Below are 16,084 nucleotides of genomic sequence, written 5' to 3'. Positions count from 1 at the left end.
CGGTTACTGCCCAGTGTGCGGGCAGTCGACCCGATCCGCTACCCGCCTACGGCCCCGGCTCGGGCGGGGGCGGCGGTGGCGCCGGCGGGTAGATCGGAATCGGGATGGTGACGAACGGGACGTGCAGGTACATCGTCGCGATCGGGCTGGGCGGGGGCGCCTCCGGTGCCGGCGCTGGCGCCGGCGGCGGCGCGGCCGGCGGCGTGGTCGCCGGCGCTGCCGGTGGCGGGGCCTGCACCGGCGCCTGGCGAGTCGGCGCGCGACGGGGCGCCGGCGGCGGTGCCGCATTGACCGCCGTTGGGGGCGGCTGGGCAACCGCCGGGGGCGGCGCCGGCGAGGCCGGTGGCGGGGCCGCCTCCGGTGGCGGCGCGGCCGGCGCAGGGCTCGGAGCAGGCAACTGCGCCTGCGGCGGTGTCTCGGGCTGGGCCTGGACCGTGGGCACGGTGACGGCGGCCTCGGGTGGGCTGAGCTGCGGAGCAGCCGTCGGCCGGACATCAGATGAGATCACCAGTAGCCCGCTCGCCAGGGCCGCCGCCGCGGCCACGGCGCTACCGACCAGCCTCACCGGCCGGCGCCGCGCAGCGATCTCGTCGTCGTCTTCGTCGAGGGCGCTGTAGGCTAGGGCGCCCTGCCCGGGGTCGGCATGAGCACTGACGTCCAGGTAGGTCGGGCTCAGGGCGCGCGGGTTCACTTCGCCGGTGCCCGGGTCCAGCGCGTAGGCCAGCGCGGCCGTCGACGACACGAAGAGCGGCGCATTCGCCGACGCCAGCGCCGCGCCGCGGGCCAGCGCCATGTCGGGCTCCTCGGGGACGCTCACCACCAGCGATGTCGCGGCTTCCAGCGCGGGCTTGACCGGGACGATGTCGACCCCGCAACCGATCAGGAACACCCCGTCCGCCCGTGAACTCGCCGCGTCGAGACCGGAGACCATCGGCGCCAGTTCGGCCGCTACGGCGCTGTGGGCGCCAAGGGACTGCCGATGCAGGTCGACGATCGAGCCGTCGGTGACGTCGACGACTGCCAGCGTCGCGCTGCCGGCCTCGACGAACAGCATCGCGATGTGCTGGTAGTCGAGCGCGGCGCCGACGGTCTGTGCCAGGGCGGCCGCGGCGAGCAACGGCGACACCAACATGACGCTTCCGATGTCGCGGGCGGCAAGCTCGTCACGCAGCGCAGCAGCCCCACCGGGGTCGATCCACGTCACCCCGGTCGATGTCAACCAGTAGCCGCCCTCGGCCGCGCCCTGGCGGGTGCCAACAATGGCCGCAATCGCCTCGGCGGCCACCGCCGAGTTCGCCGAGTTCGCCGAGTCCTGCGACCCGGCGACCTCGAAGCTCTCTTCCTCGACGGTGGCACCGTCGGCGTTTTCGCCTTCGATCAGCACCAAGCGGACTGCCGAGGGCTCTATTGATACCCCAAGTACGATGTCCATCTGGCCCTCCCAGGCCATGTGGTAACTAGCCATGGGATCTAAGGCGGACGAACGTACCGCGCCGGCCGCCGTCGACAATCCTCACGCCGCATTGCTGGTGCGACTAGTTACATCCAAATAGCTGGCGCTTATAAAGTTGTGCCCAATTTGGACATTACTCGCGTCCAGCAGGTCGCGGACCCGTTCTGGTTAAGCTCAAAGCTGACTACCAGGCGCGGAGTCAGCTCAGGGGGTGCCGGAACTCGCGAACGGGTTTTGCGGCCCTTGAGGCTGCTGGGTCTGGGGCGCCGGGTTTTGCGGAGCCTGATTCGCCGGCACCTGAATCGGTATCGGCACGGGCAGCAGCGGGACGTGCAACCACTCCGTGGTCATCTTCACCGTCGAGGTGGCGGTGGGTGCTTCCTCGGCGGTGGTGTCCTCGGGCTCGACCGTCGTGGTCGGCGCCGCCGAGGTGGTGCTGGTCGGCCGGGGACTCGTGGTGGTGGTGAGCCGAGGCGCGGTTGTCGTGGTCACCGGCGGTGGTGGCGTCAACGTCGGCGATGGCGGCGGTGGCGGCGCCACGGTGGTGGGGGCCGGTGCCGCACTGGGCACCGGCACCGAGATGGGCGGCGCCTTGACCGGGCTGGGCACCGCAGCGCTCGGCCGCAGCGACACGGAGGGCGCGGGCAGCGGCACCACACTGGGCACCACGGGAGCCTGGCGCCGCTCGACGCCGGTCAAGGTGAATGCCACACCACCGATCGCGGTCATCGCCACCACCGCGGAGAGCCCGATCAGCAGCTGAGAGAACCGCAACCGGCGCCACGGGGGTTCTTTGGGCGGGTCCATCACGTTCAAGCGCATCGACCAGCACGGGCCGTCCTCGTTGTACGAGTCACCCTCGAACCGCACCGGCACGTCGCCCGGGAAGTCCGTTTGCGACCAGGCCAGCTCGCGATCGGTCACCGCCTCCTGGTCGATCACCATCACATCGCCGGCCGGCAGCTCGATCAGGGCGGTACCGGACGCGGCCGCAGCCCTGGCCATCAACCCGACGGATGTCCGAGTGCGAAAGTCCAGCTCTGGTCCACGGGCAGCCAGCAACATCGCGCCGGCCGCCGCCGCGCAGGCCGGCTGCGAGACGGTCAGCACCGGGAGCCGGGTGTGAAAGGAAAGGCGTTGAGTGACAAGCGGAATGCTGGCGCCACCGCCGACGGCGACCACCGCCGCCAGGTCGGTCCAGCTCGCCTTGTTGCGCGCCAGCATGTCGTCGAACGCATAGATGAAACCCGTCAGCCGATCCTGGATCAGGTCATCGAACGTGTCCCGGGTGAGCCGGATCGTAGTTCTGGTTCCGGCCAGCTCCGCAGCCAATTCCGTGACAGCGTCGGTGGATAACCGCTCCTTGGCCTCTCGGCACTGTTCCTTCAGTAGGCCGAGTTGGGCGACGGCGGCGGTGCCGGCCGAATCGATGTCGTCGTGGCCGAGCCGGTCGATGACATGCAGCAATATCGTCTGGTCGATCTGTTCGCCGGAGAAATCCTCGTAACGCAGTGTGGCGCTTACCGGTTCGAAATCGGACTTGGTCTCCACCAAGGTGGCGTACGAGGCCGAGCCACCGAAATCGAGCAAACCGACCACGCCACCGGCCGGGATAGCCAGTTCGGCGTTCGCCGCCGTCATCGCCGCGATTACGTCCGGGACCAGCTGCGGCGCCATGCCGCTACGCACGAAGCCGACGTGGGTGCGCAAGGCGTTGCGCAGCGCCTGAATAGCGCCCGGTTTCCAGCATGCCGGGACGGCGATCGCGATCTCCGACGAACTCGCGTCCGCGCCGGCGGCGACCACCATCGCGTCCAGCGCCTCGACCGTCAGCAGGTCCGGATCGTGAGCCGACCCGTCCGGGGACACCAGGGCGACCGAGTCGCCGACGCGTTCCACAAAGCCACTCATCAATGTGCCGGACTCGGCCACGTCCGGGTTGTGGCCGAGCACACCGATTTTCGGCGCGCAATGCGGGTACAGCGTCAGCACAGCGCGACGGATGACCGGAGTGCTTCGGTGAGATGCCGCAACCAGGTTCGTGGTCCCGATCGACAACCCCAGCGGGTCGTACATAGAGCGGATACTTTCGTCGATAGGGTCGAAGGCCAGGGTCAACCATAGCCGCGGGCATACCGTATTGGGTTTGCTCCCAAGCTTATTGGTATACGGTCGATGCCGTGTCGTCACCGAAAAGGTATAGCCACCGCCTTGACAGACGGCGCCGGGTCAGACCGCGGTAAGCGGCAGCGAACGCCTGGGCCGGAATACAAAGCTCGACCCGCCACTTACCTTGGCCACCAACACCTCCGGCAATTCCGATGCCGGGGTCTCGGTTTTCACCAGTTCGGCGGTCCACTCGGTGTTCGTCCCGCCGACCCGGACGGCGACGTGCGGGTCGACCGCGGTGGCGATCGCCTGCAGCGGTTGTCCGGATTCGGGTGTGCACAGCGAAATCCATGCGGCGTCGTCGTGCCCCGGCGAGCGGTGCGCAATCAACCTGTCCCCCGTCGTCTCGGCCTCGATATAGCCGGCGGGGTTGAACAGCGGGTGCAACTCGAATACCCGTAACACGCCGTCGATTCCGCCGGGCAGGGCCAGTGCGCGCTGAATGCGTTCCGCGGCCAGCCCGGCTATCCCGATCAACTGGCGGGAGCCGATCGACCGGACCAGTTCGGCGTCCTCGCCGGCGCGTTTGCCGACCGCGATGGCGAACGACAGGTAGAGCAGGTGCATTTGCAGGCATACTTCGTCGGCTATGCGCACCAGCGCCGAGTGGGAGAAGGCGCCGAAGTCCAGATCGGACAGCAGCGGGCCCGAATAGTCGGCGAGTCCGTCATCGGAACGGTCGATGACTGCCAATTCCCAACTGGCAGCTTTACTTTGCGCAACGACGTCCAGCGCCGGGATGCTCCGGGCCTCGGGGTGGGACTCGTCGATGACGACGGTCCACGCGCAGTGCGGATGCCGGTCGGCTGGTATGCGCGGCGGCCGGTGGATGGGCCGAACCTGCGCCCGCGGGTTGGTCGCCACGGCCGTAGCGTCGAAGGTCGGGTCTTCGATGGTGTGGCACATGCCGAAGACATACTCGTCGCCCATCGGTTCGACATCGAGCAGCGCACCGCAGTGGTCGAGGCGGAATTCGCCGTGCCAGCGATCGTGGATCGTGAAGCGGAAGTCCATGAATTGCGGCGGAGCGCCGATGTCGAGTTGCAGGCCCTTGAAAATGGTGGGCACGTCGTCGCCCTCGAAGTTCAGCGCCTGTTGCATACGCTTGGTGTAGATCGGGCTGGCTGCGGCCCACTCCTCGATCGCGATCTGCAGCATCTCCTCGCGACCGAACGCCTGGATGCACCACGCCATGCCGGAGCGGTCGATCAGCTGCCCGATCAACAGCAGTTCGGGCACCAGGATTGCCAGCTCCGCGCGCGACAACCCGGCGTAGCGGGATTGGCTCATGCCCCGACGATAATGTCGGCGGCGAACGTGCTGCAATGACGTGATGAACCCTGCAGACCTGGCAGCCCTCGCGGCGGATGTCGCACATGTCGCCGATGTCAAGGATGTCGAAGCAATCAAACGGATCAAGTACCGCTATCTGCGCGCCTTGGACACCAAGCACTGGGACGACTTCGCCGATACCCTGACCGAGGACGTGCGCGGCGACTACGGCTCGTCGATGGGCAAGGATCTGCACTTTTCCAACCGCGGCGACGTCGTGGACTACCTGCGCTCGGCGTTGGGGCCCAACATCATCACCGAACACCGGGTGACCCATCCGGAGATCATCGTGACCGGCGACACCGCGACGGGCAGCTGGTATCTGCAGGATCGCGTCATCGTCGCCGAAGCCAATTTCATGCTGATCGGCGCGGCGTTCTACCGCGACGAGTATCGGCGCACCGCCGACGGCTGGCGGATCAGCGCCACCGGATACGACCGCACCTACGAGGCGACGATGTCGGTGGCCAACCTCGGGTTCACCGTGCGACCGGGCCGCGCTCTGGCTGACTGACGGCCCCGGTCACTTCGTGATCGCGATCACCGCGCCGGGCCGCAACCACCGGATGATCTGCACCAGCGTGGCATCGTCGATCGCGACGCAACCCTCAGTGGGGCCGCCGTCGGTGGTGTGGAAGAAGAACGCGGCACCGCCTCCGGGCACCTTGTTCTTGTTGACGCCCATCACCACCGAATGCTTGTACTGCGGGATCTGCAGGTTCTCACTCTCGGCGGTGTTGAACGGGCATTGGGCCTTCTGACACACCTGCATGCTGTTGAAGGTGGGGCTGTGGTCGTCCCCGCTCCACCAGTGGTTGGGTCCGACTTGCGTATACGGAAGTCCGCCACCGGGATTGGGCGCGGTGCCGAACGCCGAGTCCAGGCTGTAGACGCCCATCGGGGTAGCCGGATAGCCGCTCTTGGCCTGCGGCGCCATTCCCGCCGAACCGACATGGGTGGCAATCCCGGTCTTGAGTGGCTGCCAGCCGGCGGCGGTGCGCTGGTACACATCCATTTTCGCGGTGGAGCCGCCGGTCGAGACCACCGAAATCACCTGCGTGGCATTGCCGACCGAGTTCGCGAACCACGGATTGCCCGCCGCGACGGTCACCGGCGCGAATCCCAGGGCCGCCCCGGCCAGGCACACCGCAGCACACAGTACAGCTCCCAGTCGGTGCATCGTTTCATCGTCAAGGGGACGAAACCTCAGGGTCAAGTAAAGGTTTCGTCCCGGTTGGATCACCGCACCGAGACACTGCGAAAAGCGCCGCGCCGCAGGGCGTCAGCGGGCTTCGGCAAGCCGGGCCGGCTCCGCACTCCGTACCGGTATCGGCCGAAACACCCACAGGCACACCAGAAAATACACGTATCCCAGCAACCATCCCGCGATCACGTCGGACGGGTGGTGCACATTCAAAGCCACCCGGGCAATGCCGACCGTCACCACACCCAGCGCGGCCACCGCGACCGAGACGACGCGCAGCCACCGGCGACTCGTCATCGGCAGCAGGAAGGTCAGCAGCGCAAGCACACTGGCCGTCAACTCGAGCGCATGCCCGGACGGGAACGAGGTCGATGGCGCGGTGACGAACTCGGTCACCGGTCGTGGCCGGCCGGCCAGATCTTTGGCGGCCATCGTGACCAATCCGTTGAGCGGCAAACAGGCCAACAGCAGCAGCGCCATCCGCGCCCTGTGCTGCAACGCCGCAACCACCGCCATCACTATGCCGATCAGCCGCATGGGGATGGGGCCCAGCACGAACGACACGCCGACCCAGAAGTTCACCCAGGCGGGATGCTTGATCCCGATGTCGTGCGCGGCGTTCAACAACGACCAATCCAATCCGTGCACCCAACCCCAGTCCTGGCGGTGCCCCACCCACAAGAGGGCGTAGCCGACGGTCGCAGCCGCCGCGAGCATCGCGGCCACACTGATCGGGCGACGGATCATGTTCAACGGATACCAGGCGACGGTGCGGCCCGGCCCGAGCGGCCCCATACTGGCCTCATGGCGGTGATTTTTCGCAGAATGTTCGGCATCGGCAAGCTACCCGCCGACTTGCGGGATCAGCTAGAGGCCGAAGGACTCATCTACCTCGAAGAGTATGTCGCGGTCACCAGGCGGTTCACGGGCGCAATTCCCGGTTTGCGGGCATCGCACAGCATTGCCAGCTACCCGGGCGCGCTGGCGTTCACCTCGCAGCGGGTGCTCGGAACGCTCTCGTCGCTGCCCAAGTTGGCGGGCCGTGTCGTCGACGTGCGCTGGGATGCGCCGCAGACGGGCGGCGCAACGGCCGAGATCTCGTCGACGGGTCTGCAGCTCGATCTCGACGTCGGCAAGGTCGACCCAAGATTTCATGGCGGCCTCTCGCTGCACTTCAAGGCCGACATCGGCGACGACGTGTTGGCCCGCCTGCCGCTGCGTTCGCTCGCCTTCGATATGCCACCTGAATACGTCTTCCGCGCGGTCGGAGTTACCTACAGTCCGTGATCAGGGCCGCAACGGGCCGCACCTTTTCTACGATGACCAGGTGACGGAATTTGCGTTCACCGCCGCCGAGCGGCAGGCGGTGTATCGCGTGATCTCCGAACGTCGCGACATGCGCCGCTTCGTGCCCGGCAGCGTGGTGCCCGCGGAGGTGCTGGCACGCCTGCTGCATGCCGCACACGCCGCGCCCAGTGTCGGCCTGATGCAGCCGTGGCGATTCATCCGGATCACCGATGATGCGCTGCGCAAAGACATCCACGCCCTCGTCGACGAGGAGCGCGCGCTGACCGCCCAAGCCCTGGGTGAGCGGGCCGAGGAGTTTCTTGCGCTCAAGGTCGAGGGCATTCTCGAATGCGCCGAGCTGCTGGTGGTGGCGCTGTGCGACAACCGGGACGTGCACATATTCGGCCGGCGCACACTACCCCAGATGGATCTGGCGTCGGTCTCCTGCGCGATCCAGAATCTGTGGCTGGCAGCGCGCGCCGAAGGCCTCGGCATGGGCTGGGTGTCCCTGTTCGATCCGCGACGGTTGGCGGACCTGCTGGACATGCCTGCCGGCGCCGAACCGGTGGCAGTGCTGTGTGTGGGGCCGGTGCCCGAGTTTCCGGACCGGCCCTCGCTGGAGTTGGACGGCTGGGCCGTCGCGCGACCGCTACCGGAGTTCGTCTGGGAGAACCGCTGGGGAAGGGCGTGAACTTCGCCGGCTCTGCTTATACCGGGTATCGTCGCCGCCGCAAGCTGGCTCGAGAGGTGGCAGACGGTGACCGGTGAACGCAACGACGGCAACGACAACGTGCTGATCGTGCATTGGCACGACCTGGGGCGCTACCTCGGTGTCTACGGTCACCCGGATGTCGTGAGCCCACGACTGGACCAGCTTGCCGCCGAGGGGATCTTATTCACCCGGGCGCACGCCACCGCACCGCTGTGCTCGCCGTCGCGCGGATCGCTGTTCACCGGTCGCTACCCGCAAACCAATGGGCTGGTGGGGCTGGCCCATCACGGCTGGGAATACCGCGCCGGAGTCCGGACGCTGCCGCAACTGTTGGGCGAGCAGGGTTGGTACTCAGCTCTTTTCGGGATGCAACACGAGACGTCCTACCCGGCGCGGCTGGGATTCGACGAATTCGACGTGTCGAACTCCTACTGCGAATACGTGGTCGAGAAGGTCCGGGAGTGGCTGCAGGATTGCGCGCCGGACCTTTCCGGCCAGCCGTTCCTGCTCACCGCAGGGTTCTTCGAAACCCATCGGCCCTACCCCCACGAACGCTACGAACCGGTGGACAGCGCAGGTGTCGACATCCCCGACTATCTCCCCGACACCCCCGAAGTGCGCCAGGACCTGGCCGATTTCTACGGAGCCATCACCACCGCGGACGCCGCCGTCGGCCGGATACTGGACACGATGGCCGAAACCGGGCTGGACGCCAGCACCTGGGTGGTGTTCCTGACCGATCACGGCCCGGCGTTTCCGCGTGCCAAATCCACGCTCTACGACGCCGGAACCGGCATCGCGATGATCGTCCGGCCACCCACCAGCCGGAAGGTTGCCCCGCGCGTCTACGACGAATTGTTCAGCGGCGTAGACCTGTTACCGACACTGCTGGACCTGCTGGGGGTGGGCATCCCGGCCGATGTCGACGGCCTGTCGCATGCGCATGCGCTGATCACGTCCTACAGCGACGGCGAGCCGGTCCGCGACCATGTGTACACGACCAAGACCTACCATGACTCGTTTGATCCGATACGCGCAATCCGCACAAAGGAATTCAGCTACATCGAGAACTATGTGCCCCGCCCGTTGCTGGATCTGCCGTGGGACATCGCGGAAAGCCCGTCCGGGATGGCCGTCGCATCGTTCGTCAGGTCACCGCGACCGCAACGGGAGCTGTACGATCTGCGCGCCGACCCCACCGAGACCACGAATCTGCTCACCGGTGACGCCGCTGCCAAGATCGATGCGGTCGCAGCGGATTTGGCTGTCCGGCTTCATGATTGGCGTCAGCGCACCGGCGACGTGATCCCGTCGGAATTCGCGGGCACCCGCATCGCTGAGCGCTACACCGAAACGTATCTGCGGATCCGTCGAACCGCGCCGAGCAGCAGGTCCGCAATCGCTGCCGACCGCGGTATCGAGGAAGAAGCCGCGCCGGCCAATCAATAGCACGACCCTCGAATGCGCCGCGCAACAGCCATATTGGCCACAGCTGCCTGCTCGGATCATTGTGCCCGCCTCACCAGATTCAAGGTGACCGCAATGCCGCTGGTCATCGATGTACCCGAGGGCAACCTTGGCTGCGTACCCACAGCGGGCGTCTGTTTTCGGCACGTCGATGCCCCTATTTTCGCTCAAACCTCTTGCGATGGTAGGTGTTCGGGGATGGCTCAATGCTCACCGGGCCGGCCGCCCTGCCGCCGTATCGAGTGTGCTCAGCGCCATCAGCGCACACTCGGCACGGCCAAGCATCAGCTCGCGATTTCTCATCGCCGTCACGTGGGTGTAGCCGCCCAACGCTTACAGCGACAACCCGCGGGCTGGAAACCCATGTGACGAATGTGACGGCAATCGCGCAGGGCGTCGACGCGGGCTGTGCGAAACGCGACATGGCCAACCGGGTCTCGACGAGCGCGACGAGCGATCGCCGACCGCCGATACGGCTTCGCCAAAGCTCACGAGCCGCGGCGTGCTCCCCCCACCTCGGCGACGATGAACAGCCGGCGGAACGGAAAGATCGTGGTACCGTCGGCCCGGCGCGGGTAGGCGTCGTCCAGCAGCGGGATCAGCTCCTGGCGGAACTGCTCCCAACCCGCGTCGTCCAGCCGTTCCCGCACCGGAACCAGCGCGGTGCCGGTGATCCATTCCACCACCGGGTGCTCACCGGTGAGCTGGTGCAGGTAGGTCGTCTCCCAGGCGTCGACCTTGCATCCGGCGTCCATCAGCAGATTCGCGTAGTACGCCGGCGACTGCACCACAGCCCCTACTCGAAACGGTATGTCGCGCAGGAGCTTTGCGTACGGCTCCCGCCGGGCCAGGGTCCGCACCACGGCGTGCGATGGGGTGTCGAAGTTGCCCGGGACCTGAACCGCCATCCAGGATCCGGCCGGCAGCTCGCCGGCCCAGCGGACCAGCAGTTCCGAGTGTTCGGGAACCCAGTGCAGTGCGGCGTTGCTGACCACCACGTCGGTGTCGGGCCGAGGCTTCCAGTTCCGCACGTCGCAGGTCGTGGCGTCGATACCGCGTTCCCGGGCGGCGGCGACCATTTCCGGTGAACTGTCCAAGGCCTCGATCGTCGCCTCGGGCCAGCGTCGCGCCAGGTGCCGCGTCAGGTGGCCGGGGCCGCAACCCAGGTCGACCACCCGGCGCGCCCGCTTGGCGCCCACCCGGGACACCAAGTCGTAGAACGGACGGCTGCGATGATCCGCAAAGGCCAGGTAGACGTCCGGATCCCACATGTCGGTCCTCCTGCTCAACCCGTCGCCAATCGGGTGTTATGGAACAACCTATTACCGATGCGGTCCGGGCGCGCACCGCGTTGCCCAAGAAATTGACGTCGCTGTCGAATTCGCCGGCACCCCGCGATATCGGCGCACTACCATCGACGGGATGTCGGAGTTTTCGGGGATGTCTGACGCGGATCCCATCGATCCGCCGCTCCCGATTCCCGACGTGCCCGGGGCCGACGCCGGCGCCGAAGGGCTCCCGCCGCGATCTGCGCTCTCGCTGCGCCAACGCATCGTCGTCGAGTCATCGGCGGTCGGTGATATCGCGCTGCGCACCGCGGCGTCGTCGGTGCTGTCCACCACGGTGGCACCGGCCGTCGTCGCAACCGCTTTGCTCCGGCTTAATTCCGGCAGCGAGCGCAGCAACTTGAATTTCTACGCCGAACTGGCAGCCCAACGGGATCCGGCGAAGTCCTTTCCGGCGCCGACGGATCTGCCCAAGGTTTCGTCGCGGCCCGCCAGCCCGCTCGCCGAATGGATAGCGCGTGGCACCGTCGACGACATCTCGTTCGCCAGCGGCTTCCGGGCGATCAACCCCACCATGCGCAAGCAGTGGAGCGGCTTGACCGCAAACAACGTTGTGCGGGCACAGCATTGGCGCCATGACGACGGGCCGCGCCCCACGCTGTGCGTCATCCACGGTTTCATGGGCTCGTCGTACCTGCTCAACGGGCTGTTCTTCTCGCTGCCGTGGTATTACCGGTCCGGTTACGATGTTCTGTTGTACACCTTGCCTTTTCACGGAAAGCGAGCCGAGAGGTTGTCGCCGTTCAGCGGTTTCGGTTTCTTCGCCGGCGGCTTGAGCGGCTTCGCCGAGGCGATGGCCCAGGCGGTGTACGATTTTCGCTCCATCGTGGACTACCTGCGCCACACCGGCGTCGAGCGCATCGCGCTGACCGGCATATCGCTGGGCGGTTACACGTCCGCGCTGGTGGCGTCGGCGGAGAACCGGCTCGAGGCCGTCATTCCCAACTGCCCGGTGGTCAGCCCGGGCAAACTGTTCGACGAATGGTTTCCGGCCAGCGGGCTGGTCCGGCTGGGCCTGTGCCTGTCGCGCATCAGCCGTGACGAGTTGAGCGCCGGGCTGGCCTACCACGGCCCGTTGAACTATCGGCCGCTGCTGCCCAAGCACCGCCGGATGATCATCACCGGCCTCGGCGATCGGATGGCTCCACCCGAGCATGCCGTAACGCTGTGGGAGCACTGGGATCACTGCGCACTGCACTGGTTCCCCGGCAGTCACGTCATGCATGTGAGCCAGTTGGATTACCTGCGGCGGATGACGCTGTTCCTGCGCGGTTTCATGTTCGACTAAGGGCTTCGGTGAGCGGCGTGTGCCCCGCCCAGGCCGACGGGGTGGGCCACACCAGTCGCTCCAGCAGGCCCTCGGGTGTGTCGGTGTGTCCGTCGAGTCGCCGCGTGGACGACGGCTCCAAGGCCGCCAGCGCCGGCCGCTGGCTGCCGCGTTGCAGAGTCAGCCCGGCCAGCGGCGCCGCCCCGTCGGGACGCGTATCGGTGCGGAACGCGCACGCGACGGCAACCGTGGACGGGCCGCCCGGTCGACCGGCGGTGCCGATCTCCAATGCCGCCCAGGTCTCACGTGCCGAATGCGACCACACGGCAGCCAATGTTTCGGGCAATGCGGCATCCACGCTGACCCGGTATGCGGCAAGGTAATCGGAGTCGCCGTGGCGCATACATCGCCACGTTTCGCGGTCGGCGCGAGCCAGCAACCGCGGCGCGTCGTCCCCGACTGTGCCGACGTCCCAGCCGATTTCGCGGAGGTGGTCGGCGAGCCGGCGCGCAGCGACCTCGGCGGTCTGCTGCAACGGGATTCGCGGTGACCGGGCTTGCAGGGCCGCCAGGTTGGCGGCGGCCGACACCGTCAGCCCGATCCACAGCTCCCGTTCACCCGCCGCGTTGACATGCCCGGTGATTCGGACGGCGTCGGCGCGGATGCCGTAGCGGTTCAGGTACCCGGCTATCAACGGCAGCGGGAGCACCTCCAGGCCCGGGGCCGGCGGACCGATGCGCAGCAGCGCCGTGGTGCGCACCTCGGTTGCGGAATCGGTGCGCGACCGCCGTCGCCGCATCATGGCCAGCCGGCGACGCGCGATCGTGGTGAAGTGCAGTCCGCGCCACCAGCCGAACAGGACGATCACCACGGCAGCAGCGATCCCGATCAGCCAATAGTCACGGGTCGAGTGCCACGGATAAGCCATCGCCGCGGGAACCATCGCCAGCAGCGCCACGGCGATCCGCCCGTTTCCCGGGCGCGGAATCGAATTGAGGCTCACGGGATCGGCTCCTTTCGCCGGCGCACCGTCGCCGCAGTTGCTGCGGTGATGCCGACCAGCAATGCCAACGCGGCGGCTCCGGCGAATGCGACGTTGCGGGGTGTGGTGTCCTTGGGCTTCGGTGCCGGTGGAACTGCAACCGGTTTGGCCATTGGCGCCGCTGGCGCCCCTGATTGCGGGGCGGGCAGCTGCCAGGTCAGCGCCGCCACCGGGTCGATAGCGCCGGCGCCGACGATGTTGGACGGAGCGCGGGCGCTGTTGTGCGCGGTGGCGGTGATGCGGCGCACCACCTCGCCCGCGCTCAGGCCGGGATACTTGCTGCGGACCAGCGCGGCGACACCGGAGACGTAGCCGGCCGCGTAGCTGGTGCCGCTGATGGGCACCAGTTGCTGGTGGTCATTGGGAAGGCCGTTGGCCAGGCCACCGCCGTCGCCGTTGCTCACCGACAGAATGTTTTCCCCGGGTGCGGCGACACCCACCCACGGACCGGCCATGGTGAACTTCGACGGCTGCCCGTCCGGCGCCAAGGACGCCACCGACAACACGTACGGCTGCCACCACGACGGGATGGAGATCGACGTGACGCCGGCCCAGTTGCGTGGATCGTCCGGGCGGCTCAGGTCGGTCAGCGGGTTCGAGTCGCAGGAGCTGCCACCGCCGCCTGAGCCGGCCGCGCCGCTGTTACCGGCGGCGGCCACGATCACCGCGTCCTTGTCCACGGCCGCATACCTGATCGCCGCTCCCAGTGCGGACTGGTCGACCGTTCGGTCGGCGGGCAGGCAGGTCACCGCGGAGATGTTGATCACCCGGGCGCCGAGATCGGCCGCATGCACGATCGCGCGGGACAGCGTGTCCACGTCGATCGCTGCCCGGGCCAGCGTGGGGTCGCCACCTGAGGTCCGCGGCGAGAACTTGGCCGAGGTCACCCTGATGGACACCAATCGCGCCGCCGGCGCGACCCCCGCGAAGCCGTCGTCACCGGGCTGCCCGGCGACGACCCCGGCGACCAGGGTGCCGTGCCCGTCGCAGTCGGTCAGGCCGTCGGTCGAATCCACGAAGTCGCCACCGCCGTCCACGTTCGGCAATCGCGGACCCGGTTGCACCCCGGTGTCGATGATGGCCACCAACTGACCGTCGCCGCGCGAGAACTGCCATGCCGCAGGCAAATTCAGCAGCGCTTGGCTGGGTGCCGGGACACTGACATCGGTACCGTCCAGGAGTCCGGAGACGCTGCAGGCGCCGCGTTGCTCCATCGGCTGCACCGGCCCCGGGGTACCGCTGGGCGGATTCACGCCGGCGTCGACCGCCGGCGGGCCGATAGCCGACGCCGGCGCAGCGGTGGCTATCACCACAGCCACAATTGTTGCGCAGCAACCTAATCCGGCAGCACGTGTCATCGATTGAGCACCCAGGTGAACAGGCCGACCAGGTATGCCATCACCGGGATGAGCGAAACGTCCAGGCCGGCGGCGACAAAGCCCAGCACGCGGCGCAGCGGCAGGGAGTAGCTGTCCGGCGAGGCAATGACAGGGTTCAGCGCAACGGCGATCCAGGCCAGCACCAGTACCGCGAGCACCAGCACCGCACCCAAGGCGGCGGCGTAGCGCCCGGTCGCGGTGTAGACCACCAACAGGACTCCCGCCACCAGATGTGGTTGGGCCAGCAACCAGGCCTTGCAGGCGGCCGAATCCCATACCCGGGCGCGCAGCGCGGTCGCGGCGGCCGTCGCCGCCACCACGTACCAGCCCACGCCGGCGACCGCTTCGGGGCGCACCGCGATTGCCGCCGATCCCAGGACGCTCAGCAGCACGGCCGCGGCAATGAAACCGCTTTGATGGGCGTCACTGACACGCACCCGCCGCGGCAAGTCTTCGAGCACCCGCAACGACGGAGCCGACGGGGTGGGATCCCCGGGCGCCGGGATGACCGGCAACGGAAAGCGCGCCCACAGCGCCGACAGCTGAGCCGCCTGGATGGTGACCAGCAGCGCGGCCACGATCAGCCCGCAGCCGACGCTGCGCATCGGCAGCTGCCACAGCAGTTCGGCGCCGGCGGCCAGCCATACCCCGGCTGCGGTCACCGCCACCGCGGTGAAGAAGGCGACGATGCGCTCGCGTTCGGCGCTGGGCACCATCAGGCAGAGCAGTGACCACGCGGTGACACCCGCGGCCGCCAGCAGCAGCTGCGCCGGCCCGAATTTCCCCGGTACCGCCAGCGCCAGAGCCCCGGCGATCGGCACCAGTGCGGCAATGGACACCGCGGTCCCCGTTCGTGGCGAACGGGCCGTGATCAGCAACCCGGCCAGCGCCATGACGACCGCGATCCCGCTGACCGTGACCAGGCCGGCCAACGCTCCCGTCGCCACCCGGTAGCTGACCGCCAGCCCGGTCGCCACCAGCGCCACACCGATCACCGCGGCCAGCGCCCCGCGCTGGATATGCTTTGGCCCCCAAGGGTTTAGCCGCGAACTCGAGAAGATCATGGCGGCGTCGGCGATGTCCTCGACGATTCCCGGGGCGGCCGGACCGGTGGGCACCGGCTGCAACGCGAGCAGATCACCGTCGACCACCCCGACGGTGTCCAGGCTGGCGTCCAGGCTGAACGGTGCACCGCCGATGGGCGCCAGACTCAGGTGCGCGGCCGCACCCAAGCCGGCCTCGCCGCCGTCGCCGTTCTCCGCCGCGGGAATGACCAAACGCTGGACCGCAGGCAGGATTTCGCGCAGCGGCAGCTCCGCGGGCAGGGCCATCTCCGTCAACCGGCTGTCGGCGAGGATGGCGACGCGGACAATCGGCATCACGGTGCCCGACATCACCGGACCGTCCAAATCCGTTGGGGCCGTTG

Annotated in this window: 14 protein-coding genes; 5 read left to right on the top strand and 9 right to left on the bottom strand. The window is 67.8% G+C overall.

Going from position 1 to position 16,084, the window contains the following annotated elements:
- Nucleotides 1-46 precede the first annotated feature (46 nt).
- From AWC07_RS24945 to AWC07_RS24935, 3 genes are all read right to left on the bottom strand, one after another.
- Complete coding sequence (locus AWC07_RS24945; RefSeq protein WP_036410203.1) at nucleotides 47-1,432, bottom strand: DUF7159 family protein; 1,386 nt, start codon at nucleotides 1,430-1,432, stop codon at nucleotides 47-49.
- Between the two features lie 225 nt (nucleotides 1,433-1,657).
- Nucleotides 1,658-3,529: an Hsp70 family protein gene (locus AWC07_RS24940; protein ID WP_036410157.1), complete on the bottom strand. Its 1,872-nt coding sequence runs from the start codon at nucleotides 3,527-3,529 to the stop codon at nucleotides 1,658-1,660.
- A gap of 153 nt (nucleotides 3,530-3,682) precedes the next feature.
- Nucleotides 3,683-4,912: a hypothetical protein gene (locus AWC07_RS24935; RefSeq protein ID WP_036410159.1), complete on the bottom strand. Its 1,230-nt coding sequence runs from the start codon at nucleotides 4,910-4,912 to the stop codon at nucleotides 3,683-3,685.
- Nucleotides 4,913-4,955: 43 nt separating this feature from the next.
- Here AWC07_RS24935 and AWC07_RS24930 point away from each other — a divergent pair, with 43 nt between their 5' ends.
- On the top strand, nucleotides 4,956-5,468 hold the full coding sequence (locus AWC07_RS24930; protein ID WP_051507813.1) for a nuclear transport factor 2 family protein: 513 nt from the start codon (nucleotides 4,956-4,958) through the stop codon (nucleotides 5,466-5,468).
- 9 nt (nucleotides 5,469-5,477) lie between these two features.
- Here AWC07_RS24930 and AWC07_RS24925 read toward each other — a convergent pair whose 3' ends face one another.
- Nucleotides 5,478-6,134 (bottom strand): L,D-transpeptidase family protein, encoded by a 657-nt coding sequence (locus AWC07_RS24925; RefSeq protein WP_036410161.1) that lies wholly within the window; start codon nucleotides 6,132-6,134, stop codon nucleotides 5,478-5,480.
- A 102-nt stretch (nucleotides 6,135-6,236) separates the two neighbouring features.
- Nucleotides 6,237-6,905, bottom strand: a complete 669-nt coding sequence (locus AWC07_RS24920) for a phosphatase PAP2 family protein (RefSeq protein WP_036410207.1) — start codon at nucleotides 6,903-6,905, stop codon at nucleotides 6,237-6,239.
- A 57-nt stretch (nucleotides 6,906-6,962) separates the two neighbouring features.
- Here AWC07_RS24920 and AWC07_RS24915 point away from each other — a divergent pair, with 57 nt between their 5' ends.
- The 3 genes from AWC07_RS24915 (at nucleotide 6,963) to AWC07_RS24905 (ending at nucleotide 9,606) form a co-directional block, all read left to right on the top strand.
- On the top strand, nucleotides 6,963-7,445 hold the full coding sequence (locus AWC07_RS24915; RefSeq protein ID WP_036410164.1) for a hypothetical protein: 483 nt from the start codon (nucleotides 6,963-6,965) through the stop codon (nucleotides 7,443-7,445).
- A gap of 40 nt (nucleotides 7,446-7,485) precedes the next feature.
- Nucleotides 7,486-8,136: a 5,6-dimethylbenzimidazole synthase gene (gene bluB / locus AWC07_RS24910; RefSeq protein ID WP_036410166.1), complete on the top strand. Its 651-nt coding sequence runs from the start codon at nucleotides 7,486-7,488 to the stop codon at nucleotides 8,134-8,136.
- Nucleotides 8,137-8,202: 66 nt separating this feature from the next.
- Complete coding sequence (locus AWC07_RS24905) at nucleotides 8,203-9,606, top strand: sulfatase family protein (RefSeq protein ID WP_036410168.1); 1,404 nt, start codon at nucleotides 8,203-8,205, stop codon at nucleotides 9,604-9,606.
- A gap of 506 nt (nucleotides 9,607-10,112) precedes the next feature.
- Here AWC07_RS24905 and AWC07_RS24900 read toward each other — a convergent pair.
- Nucleotides 10,113-10,895, bottom strand: coding sequence for a trans-aconitate 2-methyltransferase (locus AWC07_RS24900; protein WP_036410170.1), 783 nt, complete (start codon nucleotides 10,893-10,895; stop codon nucleotides 10,113-10,115).
- A 151-nt stretch (nucleotides 10,896-11,046) separates the two neighbouring features.
- On the opposite strand from AWC07_RS24900, the gene AWC07_RS24895 reads away from it, so the two are divergent.
- Complete coding sequence (locus AWC07_RS24895; RefSeq protein WP_036410208.1) at nucleotides 11,047-12,258, top strand: alpha/beta hydrolase family protein; 1,212 nt, start codon at nucleotides 11,047-11,049, stop codon at nucleotides 12,256-12,258.
- On the opposite strand, the gene eccE is transcribed toward AWC07_RS24895, so the two are convergent.
- From eccE to eccD, 3 genes are read right to left on the bottom strand one after another with little or no spacing between them, the layout of a single operon-like run.
- The gene (gene eccE, locus AWC07_RS24890) at nucleotides 12,245-13,240 is read right to left on the bottom strand and encodes a type VII secretion protein EccE (protein WP_036410172.1); all 996 of its coding nucleotides are present in this window, start codon (nucleotides 13,238-13,240) and stop codon (nucleotides 12,245-12,247) included. The two genes, AWC07_RS24895 and eccE, sit on opposite strands and share 14 nt — an antisense overlap.
- The gene (mycP, locus tag AWC07_RS24885; RefSeq protein WP_036410174.1) at nucleotides 13,237-14,637 is read right to left on the bottom strand and encodes a type VII secretion-associated serine protease mycosin; all 1,401 of its coding nucleotides are present in this window, start codon (nucleotides 14,635-14,637) and stop codon (nucleotides 13,237-13,239) included. Before mycP ends, eccE begins: the two co-directional genes overlap by 4 nt.
- Nucleotides 14,634-16,052: a type VII secretion integral membrane protein EccD gene (gene eccD / locus AWC07_RS24880; RefSeq protein WP_139829873.1), complete on the bottom strand. Its 1,419-nt coding sequence runs from the start codon at nucleotides 16,050-16,052 to the stop codon at nucleotides 14,634-14,636. Before eccD ends, mycP begins: the two co-directional genes overlap by 4 nt.
- Nucleotides 16,053-16,084 lie beyond the last annotated feature (32 nt).

Origin of the sequence: Mycobacterium gastri (assembly GCF_002102175.1) — a bacterium.
Taxonomy (GTDB): Bacteria; Actinomycetota; Actinomycetes; order Mycobacteriales; family Mycobacteriaceae; genus Mycobacterium; species Mycobacterium gastri.
The sequence above is the reverse complement of the archived record's forward strand: the minus strand, read 5'-3'. Positions and strand labels throughout refer to the sequence as shown.

What these genes read in the sequence shown, in the direction of transcription:
- AWC07_RS24945 (WP_036410203.1), bottom strand. Translation starts at nt 1,432, where the DNA reads ATGGACATCGTACTTGGGGTATCAATAGAGCCCTCGGCAGTCCGCTTG.
- AWC07_RS24940 (WP_036410157.1), bottom strand. Translation starts at nt 3,529, where the DNA reads ATGTACGACCCGCTGGGGTTGTCGATCGGGACCACGAACCTGGTTGCG.
- AWC07_RS24935 (WP_036410159.1), bottom strand. Translation starts at nt 4,912, where the DNA reads ATGAGCCAATCCCGCTACGCCGGGTTGTCGCGCGCGGAGCTGGCAATC.
- AWC07_RS24930 (WP_051507813.1), top strand. Translation starts at nt 4,956, where the DNA reads ATGAACCCTGCAGACCTGGCAGCCCTCGCGGCGGATGTCGCACATGTC.
- AWC07_RS24925 (WP_036410161.1), bottom strand. Translation starts at nt 6,134, where the DNA reads ATGCACCGACTGGGAGCTGTACTGTGTGCTGCGGTGTGCCTGGCCGGG.
- AWC07_RS24920 (WP_036410207.1), bottom strand. Translation starts at nt 6,905, where the DNA reads ATGATCCGTCGCCCGATCAGTGTGGCCGCGATGCTCGCGGCGGCTGCG.
- AWC07_RS24915 (WP_036410164.1), top strand. Translation starts at nt 6,963, where the DNA reads ATGGCGGTGATTTTTCGCAGAATGTTCGGCATCGGCAAGCTACCCGCC.
- AWC07_RS24900 (WP_036410170.1), bottom strand. Translation starts at nt 10,895, where the DNA reads ATGTGGGATCCGGACGTCTACCTGGCCTTTGCGGATCATCGCAGCCGT.
- AWC07_RS24895 (WP_036410208.1), top strand. Translation starts at nt 11,047, where the DNA reads ATGTCGGAGTTTTCGGGGATGTCTGACGCGGATCCCATCGATCCGCCG.
- mycP (WP_036410174.1), bottom strand. Translation starts at nt 14,637, where the DNA reads ATGACACGTGCTGCCGGATTAGGTTGCTGCGCAACAATTGTGGCTGTG.
- eccD (WP_139829873.1), bottom strand. Translation starts at nt 16,052, where the DNA reads ATGTCGGGCACCGTGATGCCGATTGTCCGCGTCGCCATCCTCGCCGAC.